Annotated in this window: 14 protein-coding genes; 4 read left to right on the top strand and 10 right to left on the bottom strand. The window is 42.1% G+C overall.

Annotated elements, in window-relative coordinates; all coding sequences use genetic code 11:
* Nucleotides 1–3: 3 nt before the first annotated feature.
* From D0T50_RS06360 to D0T50_RS06330, 7 genes are read right to left on the bottom strand one after another with little or no spacing between them, the layout of a single operon-like run.
* Nucleotides 4–1770 carry a SpoIID/LytB domain-containing protein gene (locus D0T50_RS06360; RefSeq protein ID WP_163222674.1) on the bottom strand — a complete coding sequence of 589 codons (1767 nt, stop codon included), beginning with the start codon at nt 1768–1770 and terminating at the stop codon, nt 4–6.
* The gene (locus D0T50_RS06355) at nt 1767–2702 is read right to left on the bottom strand and encodes a DUF4922 domain-containing protein (protein ID WP_163222803.1); all 936 of its coding nucleotides are present in this window, start codon (nt 2700–2702) and stop codon (nt 1767–1769) included. The genes D0T50_RS06360 and D0T50_RS06355 overlap by 4 nt, the downstream gene beginning before the upstream one ends.
* A 17-nt stretch (nt 2703–2719) precedes the next feature.
* Entirely contained in the window at nt 2720–4180 is a 1461-nt protein-coding gene (locus tag D0T50_RS06350) for a glycosyltransferase family A protein (protein ID WP_163222673.1), read from the bottom strand.
* A gap of 14 nt (nt 4181–4194) precedes the next feature.
* Entirely contained in the window at nt 4195–6051 is a 1857-nt protein-coding gene (locus D0T50_RS06345) for a PQQ-binding-like beta-propeller repeat protein (protein ID WP_163222672.1), read from the bottom strand.
* Nucleotides 6052–6093: 42 nt separating this feature from the next.
* Nucleotides 6094–9129, bottom strand: a complete 3036-nt coding sequence (locus D0T50_RS06340; RefSeq protein WP_163222671.1) for a xanthan lyase — start codon at nt 9127–9129, stop codon at nt 6094–6096.
* 11 nt (nt 9130–9140) lie between these two features.
* Nucleotides 9141–10613, bottom strand: coding sequence for a sodium:solute symporter (locus D0T50_RS06335; RefSeq protein ID WP_163222670.1), 1473 nt, complete (start codon nt 10611–10613; stop codon nt 9141–9143).
* A gap of 35 nt (nt 10614–10648) precedes the next feature.
* Nucleotides 10649–11812: an exo-beta-N-acetylmuramidase NamZ domain-containing protein gene (locus D0T50_RS06330; protein ID WP_163222669.1), complete on the bottom strand. Its 1164-nt coding sequence runs from the start codon at nt 11810–11812 to the stop codon at nt 10649–10651.
* A gap of 349 nt (nt 11813–12161) precedes the next feature.
* Here D0T50_RS06330 and D0T50_RS06325 point away from each other — a divergent pair, with 349 nt between their 5' ends.
* On the top strand, nt 12162–13013 hold the full coding sequence (locus tag D0T50_RS06325) for a hypothetical protein (RefSeq protein WP_163222668.1): 852 nt from the start codon (nt 12162–12164) through the stop codon (nt 13011–13013).
* Nucleotides 13014–13592: 579 nt separating this feature from the next.
* Nucleotides 13593–14735: a VapE domain-containing protein gene (locus D0T50_RS06320; protein WP_239058222.1), complete on the top strand. Its 1143-nt coding sequence runs from the start codon at nt 13593–13595 to the stop codon at nt 14733–14735.
* Between the two features lie 146 nt (nt 14736–14881).
* On the opposite strand, the gene D0T50_RS06315 is transcribed toward D0T50_RS06320, so the two are convergent.
* The 3 genes from D0T50_RS06315 to D0T50_RS06305 all read right to left on the bottom strand — a co-directional run bounded on the left by D0T50_RS06315 (nt 14882) and on the right by D0T50_RS06305 (nt 21532).
* Nucleotides 14882–16732, bottom strand: a complete 1851-nt coding sequence (locus D0T50_RS06315) for a SusD/RagB family nutrient-binding outer membrane lipoprotein (protein WP_163222666.1) — start codon at nt 16730–16732, stop codon at nt 14882–14884.
* 27 nt (nt 16733–16759) lie between these two features.
* Nucleotides 16760–19909 carry a SusC/RagA family TonB-linked outer membrane protein gene (locus D0T50_RS06310; protein ID WP_370520893.1) on the bottom strand — a complete coding sequence of 1050 codons (3150 nt, stop codon included), beginning with the start codon at nt 19907–19909 and terminating at the stop codon, nt 16760–16762.
* 612 nt (nt 19910–20521) lie between these two features.
* Nucleotides 20522–21532: an aspartate-semialdehyde dehydrogenase gene (locus tag D0T50_RS06305; RefSeq protein ID WP_163222664.1), complete on the bottom strand. Its 1011-nt coding sequence runs from the start codon at nt 21530–21532 to the stop codon at nt 20522–20524.
* Between the two features lie 147 nt (nt 21533–21679).
* Between D0T50_RS06305 and D0T50_RS06300 the strand changes: the two genes are divergently transcribed.
* Both D0T50_RS06300 and D0T50_RS06295 read left to right on the top strand, forming a co-directional pair.
* The gene (locus tag D0T50_RS06300) at nt 21680–23812 is read left to right on the top strand and encodes a cation:proton antiporter (RefSeq protein WP_163222663.1); all 2133 of its coding nucleotides are present in this window, start codon (nt 21680–21682) and stop codon (nt 23810–23812) included.
* On the top strand, nt 23812–24522 hold the full coding sequence (locus tag D0T50_RS06295; protein ID WP_163222662.1) for a ThiF family adenylyltransferase: 711 nt from the start codon (nt 23812–23814) through the stop codon (nt 24520–24522). The genes D0T50_RS06300 and D0T50_RS06295 overlap by 1 nt, the downstream gene beginning before the upstream one ends.
* The last annotated feature ends 2 nt before the right edge of the window (nt 24523–24524 follow it).

The raw sequence follows: 24524 nt of genomic DNA, 5'->3' as shown, positions 1-24524 counted from the left end.
ATCTTAATACAATTTTTCAATATCAGCGCCTATATAATAATGAAGCAATATTTCATCATATTTATAACCTTCCTCACCCATTACTGCCGCACCTATTTGGCATAAACCTACACCATGTCCCCAGCCGGCGCCAGTAAGAATAAACTTAATTTCTTCTTCGTTAGTGATCTTATCAACCACAAAGGCAGAGCTGTATAGATGTGATGTAGAAAGCGTCCGCCGGATTTCCAATTCTTTGCCGATAACCATTGTACGCTTACTTCCTACTATTTTGAGTTTAACCAAACGCCCGGATGTTCCGCGTTGTACAGGAATAAGATCAATAATATCGCCAAAATCAATGTCCGAACGTGATAGTGCCAGCTCAGAAAGTTCCTTTTGTCCATATTCTACTTTCCAACGGTAGAAATGAGTTGTTTCCTGATCATAGTTATTCAATACTTGCGAAAGCGTTTTCTTATCAGTGGTATTGCAAAATGCTTCGGGCGAAGTTCTTATCCATTTATCAGCAGTAGCCTCGTCGGTTAAGTCGGGAATATCAGTGATAGATTTACTATCGCGTTGTTTTGCCAAATAAGGATATCTGATCTCTTCCCAGCAATTCTGAAACTCTTCAAACACACCCCCGCAACATTTAGAGAAGCGAGCATCACAGATTTTCCCGCTGTGGCTAAGCACCTGACCAGAAGTTGCTTTCACTGCTTGTTGTACAATCTCCGTAGAAGCGCGTGTAATACCTTGATAACGTTGGCAATGGTCATCTGCACATACATCAAAGTTAGTGTGGGCATCACGCTCATACCAGCGAATAAACTCAGCCTCACCCCGACCCTCTCCAAAGGAGAGGGAGTTGGAGATAGTTTGAGTATCATTATCAATGTTCAAATTGGCATCTTTGAACTCTTTTTGGGAGAGAGAGGTGGAGATGGATTGAATAACACTATCAGTGTTGGCAATTACTTCATCATTAGTAAAACGCAGGACTTTGAACCCTAACTGATTGAGTTTATGGGTTCTTTCATTATCTTTCTCAACCTGTAAAGAGTCATCATGATATTTGCCATCTATTTCTACTATAATCTTTAAGGAAAGGCAAACAAAGTCAACAATATAATCATCAATGATATGCTGTCTTCTAAATTTATAACCTAGTTGATTATTCCTAATAAGATTCCACACAATGGTCTCCGCCTCAGTTGGCTCCCTTCTTAGCTCCTTTTGATTTTCTTTTAAAACCCCATAACTTGCACAGTTAGCAGTATGATAATGCTGATTGTCAGTCGAGCTATCTTCATCCCCCTCTCCTTTGGAGAGGGCTGGGGTGAGGCTCTTTGGGGTAAGTCCCGCCAACAACCAACTCCTCGAAATAACCGCATGTGCTTTCAGCAGTTCAAGCGAAGCAGTTGCACTCATCTCGGAAGATATTACACTTGTCAGGTAGTCTTCTACTCCAATAATGTTGATACCTGTTAACTTCTTATCTTCAACAATTATTTTCAGAGATCCCTTAAAGCGTTGGTCTTCTTTGCGTTCCCAGTGGAAATTGATACCAATTGTTACATCCAATATTTCAAATCCACCGGCTGTATCATCTACCGGTTCAAAATAGAGCTCTTTATACGTTTCTCCACGCCACAATACGTTCCCGTTACTATAGCTAACTTTGTGTTCTCCGGTAACTTCCTCACCATTCATTAAGAAAGGTGCATGCAACACGAAAATAATTTCCGGTTCAAACAAAATACCAACATCTACTTTAGGTTCTTTCATAACTGTTCTTTTATTTTTCGTCTGAGTTCTTTAAATGCAATTGCTCCAAGGCAAACCTCGTCCAATATCAGAGCGACATCGGTAGCTGTTATTTTTAGAAAATCTTTCTCAACCGGCATGATAAACACGCCACCCAAATCTACCGAAGCCGGACTGCTCAACAAGTTCTTTTCACCTTCTGCAAAGAAACAGTCAGGTCTATGCTTTTCACGGGGAAACACACAAACCATCCATTTACCCGTTTCATACCATGCCAATACATTCATCATCGGTTCATAGGAATCGGAGGGTATTGTCATGGCGTTGTAAACCACTTGAAACAAGGAAACAGCGTCTTGCTTATCAGCAGATTCAATAAATAACATGGAGCGTGGGTCATTAGTCAGGTAGTATAAGGATGCCTTACCATGCGATATTATTTCTTCTTTTTTAGCATGTTTCAATTCTTCTTCCACTGGTAAAAAGCCTTTATTGCCTGCCTGAAAGTGCATATGATCGGGAGCAGAAGCGCCACATTTTGGTCCATTGTAGAATAGTATATATTCGTTTAATTCCTCCGCCAAGTCCAACATATCTTCCATGCGGTTTGCGCCTATACACTGTTGGGTATGGTTTACATCAGGAATGGTTAGATGCCTTGGGAAAATCGGGAATGGATTAACCAATAACTGATAATGCTCTTTGAATGGAATAGCTTTCTGTTGTTCCGGCAAATTTGCTCCACACAAGAAACATTTGCGCTCCTGAATACTCTTCGTATCAATCTTAGCTGCCGAAGAGGTAATACGTGCCGGATTAAACTGCACCCTAAACAAGTAGCCGCCTATCTGAAGCGATTTCTCTTTCACTTGAGAGAGGGCAGCATAGTTAACCCTTGCCTGCTCCCATGATGTGAGTTGCTCCTCAAACAACCGATTTATTTGACTGTTCAGATTCAATGTGTTCTCTCCTATTTTTTATTTAGAGCAATACGTGCCTGCAACTCCCATGTACGGATTCTATCTTTATATGTATTGTGGTTGTTCATTTTTACCACATCGAGCGAAGCATCCGAGTTATCGTCCCAACGGCGACACATATACACCACATCGTACACACGACCAATCTGATATTGACGCGAGAAGTTCAATCCTAACGCATAATCTTCTCCATAGCTTGTATTGGGTACTTTTACCTCACGAAGTACAGGAGTATAGAAAGCACGGGGCGCTCCCAAACCATTGATGCGCAGCGCATTGTTTCTACCATTCTCCGGAGTCCATTCTTTATGATCAATAATACCGGGAGGTATCATCTCCAAGTCAAAGTTTGTCATCATGTAGGTACCTACCACCATAGCGCAGTTTTGCTCGTAGAATGCGTTCACCATTGTTTGCAACGTATTTTCGTCTTTATAGATATCATCGCTATCCAACTGCACAGCAAATTTACCACACTTTGCATGATGAACACCCATATTCCAACAGCCGCCAATGCCAAGATCGCCACGTTCGGGGATAATATGAATAAGACGCTCGTCGTGCGCATATTTCTGAATAGCTTCGGTTGTGCCATCAGTAGAATGATTATCAATCACAATCAAATTAAATTTGAATTGAGTTTTCTGTGTCAATACCGAGCGAATAGCATCTTCAATCGTACAAATACGGTTACGTACCGGAATTATTACCGAAGCCTCAAACTCGAAATTTCCTGCGCTAAATTCTATTTTTTTGAACTTAGGCTCAAGATAGCCTCCTATTTCTTTCAAATGCTCGGTACAAGCTTTCTCCATCTCTATTTGTACACCTCTGTTCTTGGGGTCTACATAATCGAATATCTTTTCGCCACTCTTGCGAGTATCCAATTCCACTTCCGAGTAGAGATACTCATTGATGTGTACTAATGACTCTTTCTGCGAAAGTTTAAGACGCAAGTCATATAAGCCTGCAAATTGATAATCGGCTTTCATTTTACTTACAGCCTCCTTGAAAGCAGCCGCTTTATACAACAATACAGAGCCGAAGTTAAAATCATCGCGCAAACTACCAAATTGGTAATCAATAACAGGGGCGTTTTTCTTTTCGTCGCCAACGATTTGATAATGGTCGGCATATACCATTCCCGAAGCGCCATCTTCCAACAGTTGAACCATGCGTTCCAAAGCGAAATAGCCTAATTCCAATGTAGAATATTTCGTATACAACAAAATATATTCATCCGTTGCCTTTTCGGCTATGGCTTTCATTGTAGTACTTGCGTTCAGACTTTGTATGTTTATAACCTCATATCCGTCAACGCTTTTCTCTTTACTTTCGGTTGCCAATAAATAGACTTTATTAACCAACCCTGCACTCTTCAATCCAATCAATGTTTGTTCAGCTTGTGCCATTTCTGTGAATGGAATGAAGCAACTTATTTTCTTTTCCATATTCTATTTTTTATTTATTTCAAATTATCTGTTATTCGCAACAATCCAACTTCGCCCCCTGTTGCCGTATAGAGAACCTCAGTACTACTTAACGGCACAACGGTGCTAATGAGCGAGTTGCCTACTTTATACTTCCACAACACTTTCCCGCTAAGTGCATCCAGTCCAAACATTAATCCATTTTTGGTGCTACCAAACACTACCCCATCTTTTTCTTGCGGCATGGAGGGTGCGTGCTCATAACCAAAACCAACATTTGAATTCCACACTTGCTTGGGTTCGTTGGTTCGCGCATCAAAACAAACAACACTGTCGTTCATTGTTTTGCTATAAATACGTTCTTTATCTTCGGAAAGGCCAATCGTTTCGCGCACAACAGATTGGAACGTGCGGTATATTGTTTCACCGGTATTAATATCAATGGCAGTCAATGCCCGTTGCGGATCGGCAATAAACACCTTACCGTGTGCAACTACCGGCCATACCTGTGCCGGTGAGTAGTGCATCCGTGTTAAACCACCTGTCCACTTCCAACAAGGAATACCGGTTGTTTTATTCAAACAATATAGCGTATTGCCCCACGAACCAAAGATTACTTTATCACCTTCAATCAATGGTTTGGTCACGATGTATCCTTTTACATCACTGTATTCCCAAACAATGGCTCCTGTATGAATATTTATAGCGCGGAATGTCTGGTCGCTTGCACCCACATAGGCTATTCCATCACTAATTGAGACAGCACCCAATACCGGTTCATTGGCTGCAACCTGCCATAACAATTTACCATTTATGGCATCCAAGCCATAGATATATTTGTCGGCAGATCCAAAAACAACAACGCCATCCGCAACAGCGGGAGTCCCTACAATTCGGTGGTTTGCTTTGTATTGCCACTGCTTTTTTCCATTCTTACTATTGTAGCAAGTTAAGTAGCCCATATCGTCACCTACATAGACACTCTCATTGTAATAAACCGGTGAAGAATAAATGCCTACACCTGTTTGCAACGTCCATGCTTCTTTTACTTGGGGATACTCTTTGTTCACAGAAAAATCCGGGTATTTATCTTTAGCACCTTCTTTGGCATCGTAGTATTTCTTTGTGAGCGACAAAGAAGCCCATTGTTCACGTTCGCCTCCTATTTTTTGTTCGCATACCAAGATAGAATCCGGGGTAACAGTATATACACAGTATCCACCTACCGCGTCTTTTGCCCGAAGCGTGGAACGATTCAGGAAACCGGGTATGCCGTCGTATTCATAAGAGCGATTGGAGTGATAATGCCCACCCACAAACATGCGGATGTTATACGGACGAACAGCATCGGTCACATCGTACCAGTTATCCACATCGCCATCTTTGAGTGGGTAGTGCGTTACAAGGATTACCGGTTTCTTTTTGCCATATTCTTTTAGTTCTTTCTTCAACCAGGCAATGTCTTGCGGCACCACATGCCCATCTGCCATGCGAATAAACGGGCCGGTGTTGAATCCTAAAAACAAGAAGCCGTTGTACTCAAATTGAACACGTTCACTACCAAAAACATCACCAAAGGCAGTCATACCCGACTCGCTCCAGGTTGTTTCATGATTACCCAATACGGCATAGTACTTCACGTTCAATTTATCCAAAACATTCTTGGCTTTCTGCAAAGATCCCCTATCGCCTTCTTCGGTAATATCGCCGGTAACCAAAACAAAATCAATGTCTTTACTCGCGTTTATTTGTTCTACCGCACGTAGTAAATCTTCTTCTGCCGTTCCTGCATGGGTTACATGCAAATCGGTCAGTAATGCAAACTTAAACTCCTGAGCATACAGCCAGGAAGCAAAGCAAAGTAAAACAACAATTACAGACAGTCTCTTCATGTTCTAAATTAGATCAGGTTACAAATCTAAGCTATTCTTTTGTTATCTTGTTTCAAAGAAAGTTAGTATGGCTTTCATTAGGTTTTCTTTCTCTTTTTTTGTTTTTACCGTTTCAAAAGGAAAACCTAATATACATGTTTTATAACTACCTTTATGAGCAACTCCCGCACTTAGATTATTCTCGCTGTAGCGAAACACAGTGAAGCTATTCTCACCCACAGGTTCTATTGCATCGGGCGATTCAACTACATAAGAGTCTGCATTCAGCTCATCATAATAAGAATAATTACCGGTCAAAGCTGTAAAAGGTGAAGGTACACTTTTCACCGCTCCATTACGAGCTGCCTGATTAACACGCCATTTGTACTTCAACACATTCATGGCAAAGTCTTTATCTTCCTGCTTAGGTTCATCGGCATCCCACAAATCTGTCCCTACAAAAGCACCCGACACGAATATGTTGCCACCAGCTTCGCAATAGGCGGCAATGGCTGTTTGCATGGCATCTGTGAAAGTTTTATATTGTAACGGCATCACTCCGCCTCTACCCATCTTGGTCTGACGTTCTTTACCAAGTATCAGGTCAACTATTTTATATTGTTTCAGGTCGACCAAGCTCTGTTCTACCGCCTCATCGCTACATGATGTAAAGGAATATCCTGCCTTTAGAATCGCTTCGCCATGCACAGCAGGATAATCGAACGAATTACCCGCAATCACCATCGTTTCATAGTCGCCATAACTGTCGCCAAAACCCGATGCGTCATCGTCCATCCATGGAACGGAACGGCGAAACTCTTTCATGCTTCCAATGAAACTAATATCTTCTTTATAAGGAACACCATGATCGAGCATATCTAAGAACCCTGCTACGCCATCGCTAACAAAATCGGCAGGGGCACTAATACGGTCAAATCCATTTACAACCAACACGGTACCTTTTTCATTGAGAGCGCTACCAGCCGATAAAATCTCGGATGGGAAACTCTCGCCACCTTCGTTCAAGGCAGTTACCTTATAGCTATATACAAGTCCAGGCGATTGTACGACACGGTATTTGTTTTCTTTCACCACTACCCCATGATTAAAATCAGCATCGCCAATACGGGTATAAACAATGTATCGTTCTGCTTGTGCAGTAGGTTCAAGCGGGTCTTCCACTGGTTGCCAGGTTAGTTCTACCTCGTTGGCTTTAGTAAAACGCAACGCCATGTGGTCTACCGGTAAGGGTTGTACTACATATTTTTGATTGTGCTGCGCACAAATAAACTGTAGCATCCCTTTATAAATAGCACGGCTTACCGTAAAGCGGAAACGTGGATCAAGTCCGTATCGCATATCGGCAAAGTTCTGATGCGAAAGGAGTTCGAGTAGTAACGCCGGTACTTGAGGCACACGTGCCTCAAAATATGATTGATTCCACATACCTCGTCTACTCCAATTGGGCTCATATAGAGCACGAATATCATTTACAATATGCGAATCGACCATGTCGGTAAGATCGCGTGCCAAATAACGAGAAGCCCCGTTGGCATACTGTCCCTCTTTTCCATTGGTAAAATAGATACCCAGCGTACCTATAATGGAGTCGTTCTGTGTGGTGCCTGCATCAGTATGAAATGCCAGCGACAAGTCAATCGGTATATGCAAACCTTCGGCACCTGGATTTACTTCCGAACCACCGGCAAGGTAATTCACCCAAAGACCTCTCGATTTATAATCGTCGGTATAGTCATTTACTCCCTTACTCTCCGAGTAGACACTATCGGGTATTCCTGCCCACTGCATCCAGTAACGGGCTCCTTCGGTAAAACGAGGATAACCACTCACTTCATAAGGGTAGTCTATTGGGGGAAGCTCACGAACTACAGTAGCTTGTTGCTCAGAGCTTTTCATGTTTTCGGTTACAACGCCACCGCGGATAATGCCACGTGCTATATTTCCATAGCCACCACCTATTTTTACCGCATCGGCAGTAACGATACGTCCCGCCTTTGCCGATTTGTTACTCAAAACCACCTTAGCTGTTTCGCGTTTGCCGGCATCAAAATTGAAATGCCCCAGATAAATCCACGTGCCACTGCCCATTTGCTGGTTGACCAGAAATTGCGACATACCACCTTTATGATACACGGTGTATAGTGCATCGGTAGTGCTATTTTGTACTGTTTTGTAAGATACATACACAGCATACTTTCCGCTTTGTGGAATATCGGGCACCCATTGGGCAAAACTCTCGTTACCTTTCTTTATAGTCTCGGTCAGACGGTAGGTTCCTTCGCGAAAAGGATTCTCAAAATCAACATATTGGTCGCGTAAATGAGCAAATCCTTCATCTGTTCCTGTACTCCATGCTTTTTCCGCAGTTATTTCGGTATAGTAAGATTCATTACGACAACCGTCGTTATCAATCACCACTTCATGGATTTGGGTATCCCTTTCGCGTGGCATTAATACGTTAGCACCTGCATTTTCGAGCATGGGCACCAAGAAGGGCAATACATAACTCTGGGTATATAAATCTTCTACCGTTTGAAAGATTCGTGCCCGTTGCCATTCCCAACGCGTTAGTTTGGGTTCGTAATAATAACCGTGACTTTGCCACATGGCAATATGCTTGTTGCTTAACCCATATTTGAGCGAATAAGGGGTAGAGAGGTTAGTTACCAACGGAGCTTCTGCCTTAGGGGTAAAGGTTTTGAATTTCTTATCACGCTTAGTGCGCATACCGAAAGGTATCAATTCTTCAATCGGGTGATTGTCGGTTAATAAAGCAACCTTGTATTGCTTAAACTCATAGGGAAGAAGTTCCTGAATGTTTGCATAAATCGCAGCTACATTCTCTTCTCTGAAAGGAATATATGCGCAATTCCGATTGGCAAATAGTTGTAGTTCATTCCCCACCACCGCAACGGAATCAATGCGTATCCGCCCAACGGCAATCTCTTGCCGTGCAAGCTCGGTAAGCATTGTACCGAGTTTCTCTCTGTCCTCGGGAGAGAGGTCTTGTGCCATTGCAGCCTGTGGGGGCAGGCTGAACAATGTCACAATCAAGCATAGACGAAAGAATTTAATCATGATGTGTTAAGTTATGATTTCTTTTTTACTATCAACATAGAAAGCCCCACAAAGGTAAAGAAGGCATTCAGCAACAATAATTCATAGCCCAGCTGGTAACCATTGAACCATGCTTCCGAATTCTTTTGCAGAATGAAACAAAGTATGGGCGACATCAATGCCACATAGGGCACATACTTATCGCGCACTTGCTGTTTCATCGTAATACCAAATACAAACATTCCCAATATAGGTCCGTAGGAGTAGCTGGCTATGATATACACCGCGTCAATTACACTGGTGTTGTTCAACGCCTTAAACACGAAGATGAGCAGACCCATACAAACAGCCATACCAATATGTACACGTTTGCGAATTTTCACCACTTCTTCTTCTTTTTTCTTCTTGGCATCCAATATGTCCAACGTGAACGAGGTGGTAAGCGCTGTCATAGCCGAACCGGCTGCCGAGTAGGACGACGAAACGAGCCCAATGACAAACAGTATACCTACTATAACAGGGAAATAACCACCCGTTGCAATGTCCGAGAATACCTTGTCACTTTGCTGAGTTCCATTAATTACATCTTGTGGAGTAAATAGCCCATTCTGCGCGGCAAATGTATAAAGCAATACACCCAGCATAAGGAACATCATGATAATTACAATCTGCATCACCCCACTGGTAATCATATTTTTTTGCGCATCCTTAGGGTTCTTACAGCTCAGGTTGCGTTGCATAAAATCTTGATCAAGTCCGGTCATGGCAATTACGGTAAACACACCCGCCAGAAATTGCTTGAAGAAGAAACGCTTATCATTGGCATCATCAAAGTAGAAAGCCCGGGATAAGTCGCTATCAGTAATGGTAGCAACCATCCCGGAGAAATTTAGATTGAGGTTTGAAGCAATATAATATATACATAATACAACGGAAGATATCAGACAGAAAGTCTTGAACGAGTCTGTCCAAATCAACGTTTTAACTCCCCCCTGAAAGGTATAGAGCCATACCAACAGCATGGTGATAATCGCATTCAGGATAAAGGGAACACCCAGTGGGTCGAAAACAAGCCACTGAAGGATGATAGCTACCAGAAATACACGCACCGACGCGCCAAGTATTTTTGAGATAAAGAAGAACCAAGCACCCGTGCGGTAGGAGGATAGCCCGAAACGGTTTTCCAAATACTCATAGATAGATACCACATTCATCCGGTAGAAGAGTGGAATCAACACAAAGGCAATGAGAACTTGTCCTACGGCAAAACCAATCACCATCTGTATATACGAAAAACCACTTACTGCCACCATACCGGGAACAGAAACGAACGTTACCCCCGATATACTGGAACCTATCATGGCAAAAGCAACCACATACCAAGCAGATTTGCGGTTTCCAACAAAAAACCCTTGGTTGTCTGCTTTACGACCGGCAAGGTATGAGATAAAAAACAAGACAGCAAAATAGATGGCTATCGTTATAATTACGGCTACTGGACTCATTGTATTATTTTATTAAATGATTGTTATATCTATTCTTATTCTTCGTACAGCAAATAGGGTCTGCGCTGCACCTTGAACTTTTCCACGTCTTCTTTCCACATTTCTTTGATTTCATCGGCACTTTTACCCTCCTTGATCATCTTGCGCACGTAGTCGGTACCCATTAAAAGCTCAAAGAACGAACGGAAGAAGTGATCGCCCATATTGAGATTGCGGTAGGCATCTATCACATATTCCAGATTGATTCCCTTTCGCCAGATTTCTTCATCGCTCAGGTGACTAAGGTCTACACCGTAGCATTTTTTATTAAGTTGTGGAGGATTCTTCGCGCCGGGAATGCTGCGAGGAGTAAAGTCGAAGCTATAACCCGTCATATTAGGATGCCCGTATACCTGGAAAGGCAAGGAAGTACCACGCCCCAAGCTCACCGGAGTTGCCTCAAAGTAGCAGGTAGAGGGATAAAGATAGACGGATGTCATGTTGGGTAAGTTGGGCGAAGGAGGAATGGGCAAGCGATAAAGTGTCTGGTGGGTATAGTTCTTACACTTAATAACGGTAAGATCGCACACGCGGGAGGCAGGTAGCCACCGTTCGCCATTTACCATTAATGCCAGTTCGCCCAGCGTCATGCCATGTACCACAGGAATAGGCAACCAACCCACACCCGATTTATATTTCATATCCAAAATAGGACCATCTACATAATGTCCGTTAGGATTGGGGCGATCCAGAATTAAAACCTTACGATTAAATTCGGCACAGGCATCCATCAGCCGCACCATCGACGCGTAATAGGTATAAAAACGCAAACCCACGTCTTGTATGTCAACAACAAGAATGTCGAATTTACGCATATTGGCTTCGCTGGGTCTGCCCAAATTACCGTCATACAGAGAAAGGATGGGCACACCGGTTTTCTCATCTACCGAGCTCGACACGTGTTCGCCTGCATCGGCACTACCACGGAATCCATGCTCCGGCGAGAAAATCGCGACTACATTCAGTTTGTTCTCCACCAGCACATCCAATAAATGCTTATCGCCTACCATACCTGTATGGTTAGAGAAAATAGCAATACGTTTGTTCTTTAAGATAGAGAAATACTCATTTGTTTGCTCGGCACCAACCACAACATGGTTTTGCCCGTAGGATAAGGTTGTCAGAAATGCGATTACCAACAGAAAGATCGTTTTTTTCATTATTTCTTAGCTATTTATTTCACAAAACACTCAAACAAGGGTTCCGCAGGGGGCTACCCAACAGGGGTACGGATTATGTACTACAAATATAGTATTTGTTTTTATATCAAAAACATATTTTTTGTTTTGTTTTGTTTTATATTTAATTTTTCACTTGAAGCTATTTTAGCAAGCACTAAGCAAAGAACAACCCCGCAAAGCATATAATCTTTTAAGAACCAGCGAATAAGTAGCAATAAGATGTATAAAAAGAGAATGAAAATGTAAAAAAGACTTCTTTTTTCTTCTAAAAATGTGTTACTCTTACAAAATAATTATATATTTGTAGAACAAACAATCGACTAATAGAATGAAACTTATAGCAGAAAGCGGTTCAACAAGAACAGAATGGGCTTTAGTAGAAGATAGCCACCTCATACAGCGTGTATTTACCGAAGGGTTAAATCCATTCTTCCAAACACGAAGAGAGATTAGTAGGAATGTGCGCCTAGGGCTACCCGAGACCTTCTTCAGGCGTAAGTTGGAGCAAGTTTATTTCTATGGAGCCGGTTGCTCATCCAACGAAAAGAAAAACATTGTAGGTGCTTCCCTGGTTGCTCAATTCAAAACCCCCATTCAGGTAGAAAGCGATTTGCTGGCAGCAGCTCGCGGATTGTTTAAAACCGAAGAGGGAATTGCGTGCATTCTTGGCACAGGTTCCAACTCTTGTTTCTATAATGGCAAAATCATTGTACGCAATGTTCGCCCCGGCGGATATATATTGGGCGACGAAGGTAGTGGTGCCGCACTGGGTAAGTTCTTCCTTTCGGATATACTGAAGGGGTTGGCTCCGAAGAGCCTTACAGAGGCTTTCCTCGAAAAATTCCGCATTACACCCAATGAGATCATGGAGTCGGTTTATAACCATCCATTTCCCAATCGTTTCCTCGCCACAACGTCGTACTTCCTTGCCGATTACATGAACAATGATTACGCCATGAATCTGGTAACGAATAACTTCCGCAACTTCTTCAAGCGCAATGTATGCCAATACGATTATCAGAACCACCCCATCCGGTTTGTAGGTTCGGTAGCACACCATTTTTCGCCCACATTATGCGAAATAGGAAAAGAGTTTGGCATAACCATTGATTCCATCGAAGAAACACCTATGTCGGGGCTGATTGAGTTCCATGCACTCCCCATAATAGAAGAGAACTAACTACAAGGGATATTCATAACATACCCTTCACCCTTCATTTTTTAAGTTACCCGGCTCATTCTCAAGTGAGTTGGGGTGATTGCTAGTAGGGTTCACCGCCCTATAGCCCAACTACACACGTTCATTTACCCCAAATCATGAAACAGTGCAATCTTACCTTTATTTCACTGCAATGTTTGTTGTTTTGTTGTGTCATTATTATCTCTTCACATATGTGATGATATATCTTCACAATTGTGACGAGATATCTTCACAGCTGTGAAGAGATATCATCACAGTTGTGAAGAGGTATAAGAGAAACTGCAAAACACATTACTTTGCACTGCAAAAATGGTAAGAACACACTGTCTTTTCATTACCCTCAAATAATCTCATTTTCGTTGCCATAATAGTTGCAAAGGGGTATTTCGGCATGGTACATTTGCTCAAAACAACATCAAAATTATACGTATGTACAACAAAAACATTTTATCAAAAATCATCGAATGGGTAGTGCGAAGAGTGACGAAACCCCAAGTTAGCAATCGACTAAAACAGTACTCAGCAGTAACAAACAGAACTGGTAACCAGACAGTTAGTATGCAGAAATATTTAGCAAAAACGTACGAATTCCGATTTAACAAGCTGACGGACGAAAATGAGTTCAGGCGTCGTACAGATGAAGATTTCCAAAACACGAAACAACAAGAGAACCTGCGCCCGTTTATTCCGCTTAACACGCGGGAGACGAACAGTATTTGCATGGAGCTCCACGAGAAAGGGATAAACTGCTGGGACAGGGATTTATCGCGCTACCTCAACTCCACCTTTATAGAAAGCTATCATCCTTTTCTGCAATACTTAGAAAACTTACCCGTATGGGACGGAGAAGACCGGGTGACAAGCCTTGCCCAACGGGTATCCACCAACGCACTATGGGTAAGATGTTTTCATACGTGGATGCTGGGGATGGTAAACCAGTGGCGGGGCACAGCAAACCAGCATGCCAACAGTCTCGCACCGATTCTTATCAGCGCAGAACAGGGCAAGCAAAAATCCACCTTCTGCAAATCGCTCATTCCGCCTGCGCTGCAACACTACTACATAGATCATGTAGAATTAACCTCGCAAGGACAAATGGACCGCAAACTCTCGGAGCTGGGATTAATAAATCTCGATGAATTCGATAAATTCTCACCCAAGAAGATGGCATTGTTGAAGAACGTAATGCAAATGACCGCCTTACATATACGCATGCCACACCAAAAGGTATTTCAAACAGTGCCTCGCTTATCCTCTTTCATAGGCACCTCCAACCGAAGGGATTTGCTTACCGACCCCACAGGCAGTCGCCGCTTTATCTGCATTGAGGTACGGGACACGATAGCGTGTACAAACATAGACCATGCACAAATTTACGCCCAACTCATGGCCGAACTGAATGCAGGAAAACCCCATTGGCTCAATAGCTTAGAGGAACGGGAGTTGCAAAAACACAACAAAGCATACTATCGCGAATCGCCCATGCGCGATGTGTTGTACGCTTGCTTTCGTCCGGCAAAACAAGATGAAGAGTGCCTACAACTAACCGCAGCAGAGATTTTCAGAACGCTAAAAATAAAGAATAGCGCAGCGATGGTAGGCAGTAATCCGGTGGCATTTGGGCAGTTATTGGTAGCCTCGGGACTGGAAAGGAAACACACAAAGAGAGGGAATGTGTATAGGGTGGTGAAAGTAGAGTGAAGGAGGGTAAGATTCACCTGATATGCACTAAGGGTGAGAAGGTTAGGGCAAGAGATGAAGGGTGAAGGAGGGATAAAAAATTTGCCTGAGAGTGAGGACTCTCAGGCAAATTGGGTTATTTATATGTTTTTATTCAAAACATTATGCTATGGTTGAGTAGAATCCCACCAAACATTGATAGTCCAAACATCTTTTTCTGTGTTCCACATTTTGGACGTTGTATCTGCACCAGGAACTTCCGCACCTATAGCGCGCAAGTTTGCAGCGTTATAGTTATATTCGTGCGAGCATTGTTGCCAGCGACGGTAATATTTGCCATTAGGAATACCTTGTTGAGCACCTTCATTAACAGCATGGTATGCAGGAATACCCCATCCCAAGAAGAGCTCAGGATTAAAGTCGTAGCGACGCATATCATTCCATATTTCTACAGAGAAGTGCAACGCAATACGTTTTTGGGTAAGAATTTTGCCTAATGTCAAATCAGCTGCTGTACCGATACCATCCTTCAAGAAGCTATCAATATCCTCTTTTGTCATTGGAGTAAAAGACGGACAATCTTTCAATGAAGCATCTTCGTTACACCATGTATTCAGCTTGTCATTCATACTGTTAATACTTGCCTCAATACCATTTTTATAGGCTGTAAACGCACCGGTCTTATCACCTTGATTAAAGAGAACTTCTGCTTTGATGAAACAAGCTTCAGCATAAGTACCTACATACGTTGGTGAAGATACACGTGTATAGAATGTGCCCGATTCCTTAGACTCATCCGTTCCATTTCTTCTGTAAAGCAAGTCAACTTTCGCTGCATACCCCTTACTTTCACTTGTACACTCTACGTAGATTGTATCACCTTTACGAGCTTCAGCTTCAGAGTCAATCCACCAGCCACCTTTGGCAGGATCGAATCCGGCTCTCAATGGACCACTTGTAAGGTTAGGCGCATTGTTAGATACCATATCTACACCCATAGAACGACGCCATGGACCATCAAACTTCACGCCTTCTGGTGTGTTAGCAGATTTCTTTGACCAAGCCCAAGGGATAATCTTGTCAGCACGTGGATCTTCTACTCCATTACCAGCAAAGTTTGTTAAGTTGTCGTACAACATTTTAGTAACCATATAACCAGCATTCATTCCACATACCGAATACAACGGAGAATAGTCAACCGGTTCATTCCAACCAAGCACGTCGTGAGTAGTACCATTATCATCCGTATGATTAATAACTGTATTATCAGCATTACTTTGTTGAGCTTTTGATAAACAGTCGAGGATTGTAGCAGCATCAAATTTACCGTCTTTATAACTACCGGCTTCTTTCTTAGAAAGTTTGTTACAATAACGAGCTTTCAACAAGTAAGCCAATTTCATCCATTTATTAGCATCGCCATTGTTCCAGAAGTCTCCTTCTGCCAATGAAGGAAGTATAGGATCCTGACCTCGGCTTAGCAATTCAATACCTTCATCCAATTCGGCTAAACAACCCAGATAGATTGTTTTACCATTATCATAAGCAGGTGTTGCATCTGGCCCTACAGCTTCTGTATAAGGCATTTCACCATAAAGGTCGGTCATCAGCATAAAGCCATAGGCATTTATTATCCTTGCTACACCTGCATAGTGGTACGCACCAGCAGACATGGCTTTCTTATACATATCTTCTATATTACTGGCTGCACCAACAAAAAACCACTGATAAGAAGTAGTAACAGCACCGGTTTGTGGATTCCAGTAAGACATATGCCAATAGGTACCCCCATTGTAATATCTTGTCCAATCACCCATGGACATCGATGTACGCCAAGCCGCAAACTGGTTAGCGCTATTTGTGTAAAACTCGATATGCGCCAGACGTGTCTGGTAAGTTGCACTCTCTGAAGAGGGATTTTCCGGATCAATATTCACATCCAGCCAATCACTACAAGAGCCCAAAGAGAGTGTCAGTAAAGTCGCTCCACACAGTATTAATGTTCTTATAGATTTCATATATTCTTTGTTTTATTGTTCAACAAATTAAAAAGTCAAATTCAAACCAAATGACATGCTAGACGTAGCAGGAACACCACAATAGTCAAAACCTACTGAAGACGAACCACCTACACCGGCACCAGCAGCAGCCACTTCCGGGTCACCATCATAATTGGTAAAGAGCATCAAGTTACTAGCAGTAACTGAAACTGAAGCACGCTTGATAAATCCTGTCTTGCGAAGCAAATCACTAGGTAATTGATAAGCAAGAGAAACAGTACGAAGTCTCAAAGAATTTACTTTTGTAATATAATTTTTTGTTTCTTTTGGGTAGTAATTTTGATAATAATCTTTGATTATATTATAACCACTCTTTTCTACTCCATTAAACACATACGTCTTATTAGCTTCCCAAGTATTAGTTACAGCATTACCGTTAGCATCTACACCTGTTACAGTTAAAGGTTCGTTACGGAAATCACCCGAGAATTTACTAACACCCGAAGCATCCATACTATATTTGGTTCCATTAATTACATCACCACCTACTCTGAATTCCCACAACATATTAAATGTAAATCCTTTCCAACTGAGGGTATTGTTCAAACCACCTGTAAACTTCGATTCACGATTACCAACAGAAGAGAGTGCAGAAACATAAGTTGGCATACCATTACCGTCTAAGATAACTTGGCCATCATCGTTTCTCTTCCATTGTGTACCGGCAATAGCCATAAAGTTACCACCGTTAAAAGAGGCAGCTTGTGCACCTGCATACTGAACATCTGTTACATACATCACTTCCATTCCATCGGGTAGTCCGTCCAAAGTACCACGGTTACCTGCCATATTGAAGCCAACATCCCAAGTGAAGTCCTTTGTTTGGATAGGAGTACCCGAAATAGTTAACTCCATACCTTTGTTGTATACATTACCTGCATTGATAGAGCAGAAAATATAACCGGTAGATTGAGGTCCACGTGGAGAAAGAATCTGGTTATACGAGTCATTGGTATAGTATGCATAGTCAACATGCAAACGGTTATTGAGGAAACTCAATTCAAAACCAATTTCTGTTGATTTTGTCATCTCAGGCTTCAAATACGGATTACCACGTGTCCAAGAGTTACCTACACCAATAACACCACCCAGATATTCTCCTACCGGCCAAAGAGCAGTAGCAGTTTCATAAACACCTGTATCTTTACCTACTTTTGCCCAAGATGCACGGATCTTACCAAAGTTCAATATACTGTCAGACATCCAACCCATCTTTTGGAACAATTCAGTAAACACAAACGCGCCACTTACAGATGGATAGAAATAAGAGCGATGTTCGATTGGTAAAGTAGAGGTCCAGTCATTACGTCCCGTAACGGTCAAATACAACATATTCTTCCAAGATGCGCGGAACTCACCAAACAAACCTACCAGTCTCTTTTTAGTAGCAGCATGAGAGAATTGCTTATGGGCTTGAGGCGCATTGGCATACGAGAAGAAATCGGGTACTGAGAAGTTATAGGCCATCATATAGTTACGATCTGTCTTTGTTTCGTCAAACGTTGAACCTAACAATAAGTTAAGATCAAAATCGCCAAATCTCTTCGACATATTCGACATAAAGTCGTGTGACATATAACGGAAACGCATAGTATTGTCACTCATCATACCTTTTTGCCAAACTTGCTTAAGCACACCACCAGCGGCTAGTCTATTGGAAGCCGTCTGTGTATATTGGTCTAAACCCACTTTGTAAGAAACAAACCACCATTTAGCAATATCAGCCTTGATACCAATCGTACCTGTAAAACGGTCTGTATCATCGTACATACGGTTTTTGTTTACCACCCAATATGGGTTATCGCGTTCATCCCATGGATCAAGACGATCACCAAACATGCGATAACGACTGCCATCTTCGTTCAGATAATGTTTCATATCGTCAAATGGCGACCAATTATAAACGCCAAACAAAGCACCATTACCAGATGAGCCATAAAGACCGGCACCAGTCAACGTTTTGTCAGTGTGAGCATCAGAGAATGCCGCACTAGCGTTGAATGTAAAGATACCCACCTTTTGTTCGCCGTTAAAGCGGAATGCGTATTTGTTGTAACCAGTTTCGGGTACTACACCAGCTTGGTCATAGTACGAACCCGACAGATAGAAACTACCGGTCTTTGTACCACCGGATACACTCACACTCTCGTCGAAAATATTTCCGTGCTCAAAGAAGTTACCAATGTTATCATAGGTCTTAGCATTTGATTTCTCGCCCCAAGAAGTATAAGCATAGTCATTAAACTCTGTACCAATATAATTTTTGTTCGCATCGTATTGATCATCCATAAATCCTCTGGTATACTGTTTCTGGGTTTTTGGCAAATTCTTTACCCACGAACTTGTAAATCTGGAGTTGATATTTATTTCAACAACACCCTCTTTACCTTTCTTGGTAGTAATCAAGATTACACCATTCGCAGCACGTGAGCCATAAAGTGAAGCTGCAGCAGGACCCTTCAAGATAGACATACTTTCAATATCTTCGGGGTTAATGTCCATTACACGGTTAGAAGTAGTAGTAGCCGAACGAGTAGAACCGTCGAAAGCCGAGTTACCTACTACTGAAGAGGAGTTGTCATAAATTACTCCGTCCACTACGAATAACGGTTGGTTATCCTTACCTTCCGAACCAGATGTACCACCACGAAGAATAATCTGTGCACCAGAACCGGCAGCACCAGAAGATTGAGTAACGTTTACACCGGCAATTTTACCAGAAAGTGAAGAAATAGGATTGGCAGTCTTTATTTTCATCAATTCTTCAGACTTCACATCCTCCATGGCATAACCTAACGCCTTCTTTTCTTTTTTAATACCCATCGCCGTTATAACAACTTCTTCCAGAATTTGTGTATCCTCTACTAAAATTATGTTATAACTATTTGCAGCTCCAATAGCAACTTCTTTAGGGGTGTATCCCACAAAAGAAACAATCAAAGTACTACCGCTTTGAACTGCATTGAGATTAAAAACTCCATCTAGATTAGTAATTGCACCATTACTAGTGCCTTTTACCAACACACTAGCCCCGATTATCGGTTCGCCTTGCGCATCTACCACCTTACCGGTGATACTTTTCGATTGCTGTAAAGTGTTTGCTACACCATCAGCTGCATTTACAGGAGTCGACATAGGTATGCCAACCATCGTAAACGCCATCAGTAATAAACAACATCTTTTTTTCATAAGCATTTAGAGTGAATAAAATTTGTACTCATATTTAAGACTATTTATAATCAACTAAGGTTAAAACTGTTTTCAACAAACGACAATACCATTAATAAGCACCTAAATCAAGAATACTGACGTCTCCGAAACTCAACAAAGCTACATATTTATTTTATATCATCAACAATAATTGATTGTTTTTTATATTTATTCTCTCATTTTCACATTTATTTAATACTTGTTATTCTAAAAGATTGCTGCTATATCTTAATTCACGTCAAAAAATGAGAGAATGCATTCTAAATAAATTATAATATTTGTCCTTAATCAAAAATAACAGAATGGAGTTTCATTGCAGGAAACGCTTAAGATAGTTATTCCGAACATACACTAAACAGTTATGAAATCAGTATAGTCGCAGCACAAAAAGAAAATACCCGAAGCGTCAAGTATTTATTCTCAAAGCGTTGAGTATTCATTCTCAACGGGGCGAGAGCAATTAAGGAAAACAAAAAAAAATCCCCCTTAGCGACTATTCACTAAGGAGGATTTATACTATTCTTTCTAACGCAGTGGTTATTTCACTTCACCAGCCTTAATCAGCCATTCGGCTATCTGTACAGCATTGAGAGCGGCACCTTTCTTTATCTGGTCGCTTACTGTCCAGAAGGTTAGTCCGTTGTCATTTGCCAAATCTTTCCGGATACGTCCTACATAAACGGGGTCTTTACCAGAAAGGAACAATGGCATCGGGTATACCTTGTTGGCTGGGTCGTCCATCACAACAACTCCATCCGCTTTTTCGAATGCTTCGCGAGCCTCTTCCACAGAGATGGAGCGTTCTGTTTCTACCCAAATGCTTTCCGAGTGCGCACGAAGGGCGGGAACACGAACACAAGTAGCACTAACCTTCGCATCGGTGTGCATTATCTTTTTCGTTTCGTGATACATCTTCATTTCCTCTTTGGTATAGCCGTTCTCCATGAACACATCTACCTGAGGTATTAAATTGTAAGCCAACTGATAGGCAAATTTTTCTACCACAACATCTTCGCCTACTACGATTTGACGGTACTGCTCATGCAATTCGTCCATCGCCGCAGCACCCGCACCACTAGCTGCCTGATATGTAGACACATGCACACTCTTGATATGCGATAGATTTTCGATAGCCTTCAAGGCTACTACCATCTGAATCGTTGTACAGTTAGGGTTGGCAATTACACCACGTGGACGCTGTTTTGCATCTTCTGCATTTACTTCGGGTACTACCAATGGTACGTCATTGTCCATGCGGAAAGCACTCGAGTTATCTATCATTATCGCTCCATGTTTGGTAATGGTTTGCTCAAATTCTTTTGAAGTACCTGCCCCAGCTGAGGTGAAAGCAATATCTATTCCTTTGAAATCATCATTGTGTTGAAGTAATTTTACCTCGAGCTGTTTACCGCGAAATGTATATTTAGTTCCGGCACTACGTTTAGAACCGAATAAAACCAATTCATCCATCGGGAAATTTCTCTCATCGAGCACACGTAGGAACTCCTGTCCTACTGCTCCGCTTACGCCAACAATAGCTACTTTCATCTTTTTCTTTCTTTTAGTAAATAATTGGCTGCAAAAATACAACAAAATGTCAAATCAACACCTAATGAACAGGACATTTATTTATCGCACATAAAGATAGAATTCTCTTTTTTTCGTATTTTTGCCAAGAACTTTAACCTCAAGCGTATGAATTGGTTAGGTATTGACTTCAATTTACCCATTACAGATGCTACCTGGATATTCTTCTTGGTACTCATCATCATACTCTTTGCTCCGATTTTGTTGGGAAGACTGCGCATTCCTCATATTATAGGGATGATACTTGCAGGTATCCTTATTGGTGAGCATGGATTCAATATATTAGAACGCGATAGTAGTTTTGAACTCTTCGGCAAGGTAGGACTTTACTATATTATGTTCCTTGCGGGTTTGGAAATGGACTTGGAAGACTTTAAGAAGAACCAAATCAAGGCACTTTTCTTCGGACTCTTTACATTCCTTATCCCAATGGTATTCGGGGTGTGGAGCTCTATGACACTACTTGAATATAACGTTACCACCTCTATACTTCTTGCCAGTATGTATGCTTCGCACACACTGATTGCTTATCCAATAATAGGAAGATATGGACTGGCGCGTACACGAAGCGTTAGTATTACTATTGGCGGAACAGCTATTACCGTAGCACTCGCATTGTTGATACTGGCAGTTATTTCGGGTATGTATAAAGGTACGATTGACGAATGGTTCTGGATATTACTCACAGGCAAGGTGGTGCTCGTCTCTTTCCTTATTATATACTTCTTCCCACGTATCGGTCGATGGTTCTTCCGCAAGTACGAAGATAGCATCATGCAGTTTACCTTTGTATTGGCAATGGTGTTCCTTGGAGCAGGCTTGCAAGAGTTGGCAGGGATGGAAGGAATTCTTGGAGCATTCTTGGTGGGGTTGGTACTCAACAGACTCATTCCGCACCTTTCGCCATTGATGAATCGTATTGAGTTTATTGGCAACGCTTTGTTTATCCCCTACTTCTTAATTGGGGTGGGAATGATTATCGACATTCGTTCCCTATTCGCAAGTGGCGAAGCATTAAAAGTAGCGGTTGTTATGACGGTTGTTGCCACTTTCAGCAAGTGGGCGGCGGCATGGTTAACCCAAAAGACCTTCCGCATGAAAAAGACCGAGCGCAAGATGATGTTTGGTTTGAGTAACGCACAAGCAGCAGCTACGCTAGCAGCTGTTTTGGTAGGTAATGGTATAGAAGTAGCACCCGGAGTTCCGCTGCTGAATGATGATGTCTTAAATGGAACGGTAGTGATGATACTCTTCACTTGCATCATCAGTTCTGTGGTTACCGAGCAAGCCGCGCGCAAAATGACGGTAGAAGAAATAGCAAATGAAGATACGGACAAACCTAAGGAAGAAGAAAATATCATCATCCCTGTAGCAAATCCCGAAACGGTAGAGAATCTTGTGAACATGGCGTTATTGATGAAAGATCCGAAGCGAAAGAATGGTCTTGTAGCGCTCAATGTTATCAATGACAATAATGCCTCGGAAGCCAAGATAGCACAAGGAAAACGCTACCTGGAACGCGCCGCCATGATTGCTGCGGCTGCAGATGTACGCATGGAAACAGTAAGCCGCTTCGACCTGAATATTGCTTCGGGAATTATTCATACGCTTAGAGAGCATAATGCTTCGGAGGTAGTTATCGGATTACACTACAAAGTAACCTTGGTTGACTCTTTTTTAGGAAGGCTTACCGAGAATCTACTCAACGGAACCTATCGGCAGGTAATGATTATCAAATCACTAATGCCCGCAAACACGCTTCGCAGGGTTGTAGTAGCAGTACCGCCAAAAGCAGAATATGAAATAGGTTTCGCCAAATGGCTGGAGCGGTTGTGCCGCATGGGTACACAATTGGGTTGCCGTATGCAGTTCTTCTCGCACCCTGATACTCGTAAACATATCGAAGGGTATATCATTCAAAAACATAAAGGTCTTCGGCGCGAACACTCTGTATTGGAGAGTTGGGACGACTTATTGTTGGTTACAGGACATGTAAGTTTTGATCACCTCTTGGTTATTGTTAGCGCCCGACGCGGATTTATTTCGTACGACCCTGCATTTGAAAAACTCCCCACACAGATATCTAAATACCTTAACAATAGCAGCTTGATGGTGCTCTACCCAGACCAATATGGAGACCCACAGGAAACTGTTTCATTCAGTGAGCCATTGCATCATAGCGAACATAAGAGCTATGACAGCGTGGCTAAGTGGCTATATAAATGGTTCAAAAAGAAATAATGGAAGAGTGGAAACAACGTACCCAACTGTTATTGGGCGAAGACAAAATAAACCGCATGAAGCAAGCGCATGTGTTGGTTGTAGGTTTGGGCGGCGTGGGAGCTTATGCCGCCGAGATGATTTGTAGAGCAGGCGTTGGTAAAATGACAATTATAGATGCCGATACCGTGCAACCAAGCAATATAAATCGTCAACTTGTTGCTTTACACTCCACCATTGGTAAAGAAAAGGCGGAAGTACTTGCCCAAAGACTACGTGACATCAACCCGGAGATATCATTAAAGGTACTCCCTATCTTCCTGAAAGATGAGAGCATCCCCGAACTGCTCGATTCGGATAAATATGATTTTGTTATTGATGCCATAGACACGCTTAGTCCCAAATGTTTCTTGATAGCTCACGCGTTAAAGAGAAAAATAAAAATCGTATCGAGCATGGGTGCAGGTGCTAAGAGCGACATTACCCAGATTCGTTTTGCCGATATACACGACACCTATCACTGTGGATTAAGCAAAGCTGTGCGCAAACGTCTGCAGAAATTGGGCATCAAGCAAAAGCTACCTGTTGTCTTTAGCACCGAGCAAGCAGATACTAAGGCGGTACTGCTAACAGAAGACGAACAATATAAAAAATCCACCTGTGGCACCATAAGCTATATGCCTGCTGTCTTTGGTTGCTACTTAGCCGAATACGTCATTAGAAAACTATAATC

It is taken from the genome of Bacteroides sp. 214 (genome assembly GCF_010501015.1).
Taxonomy (GTDB): domain Bacteria; phylum Bacteroidota; class Bacteroidia; order Bacteroidales; family Bacteroidaceae; genus Bacteroides.
The sequence above is the reverse complement of the archived record's forward strand: the minus strand, read 5'-3'. Positions and strand labels throughout refer to the sequence as shown.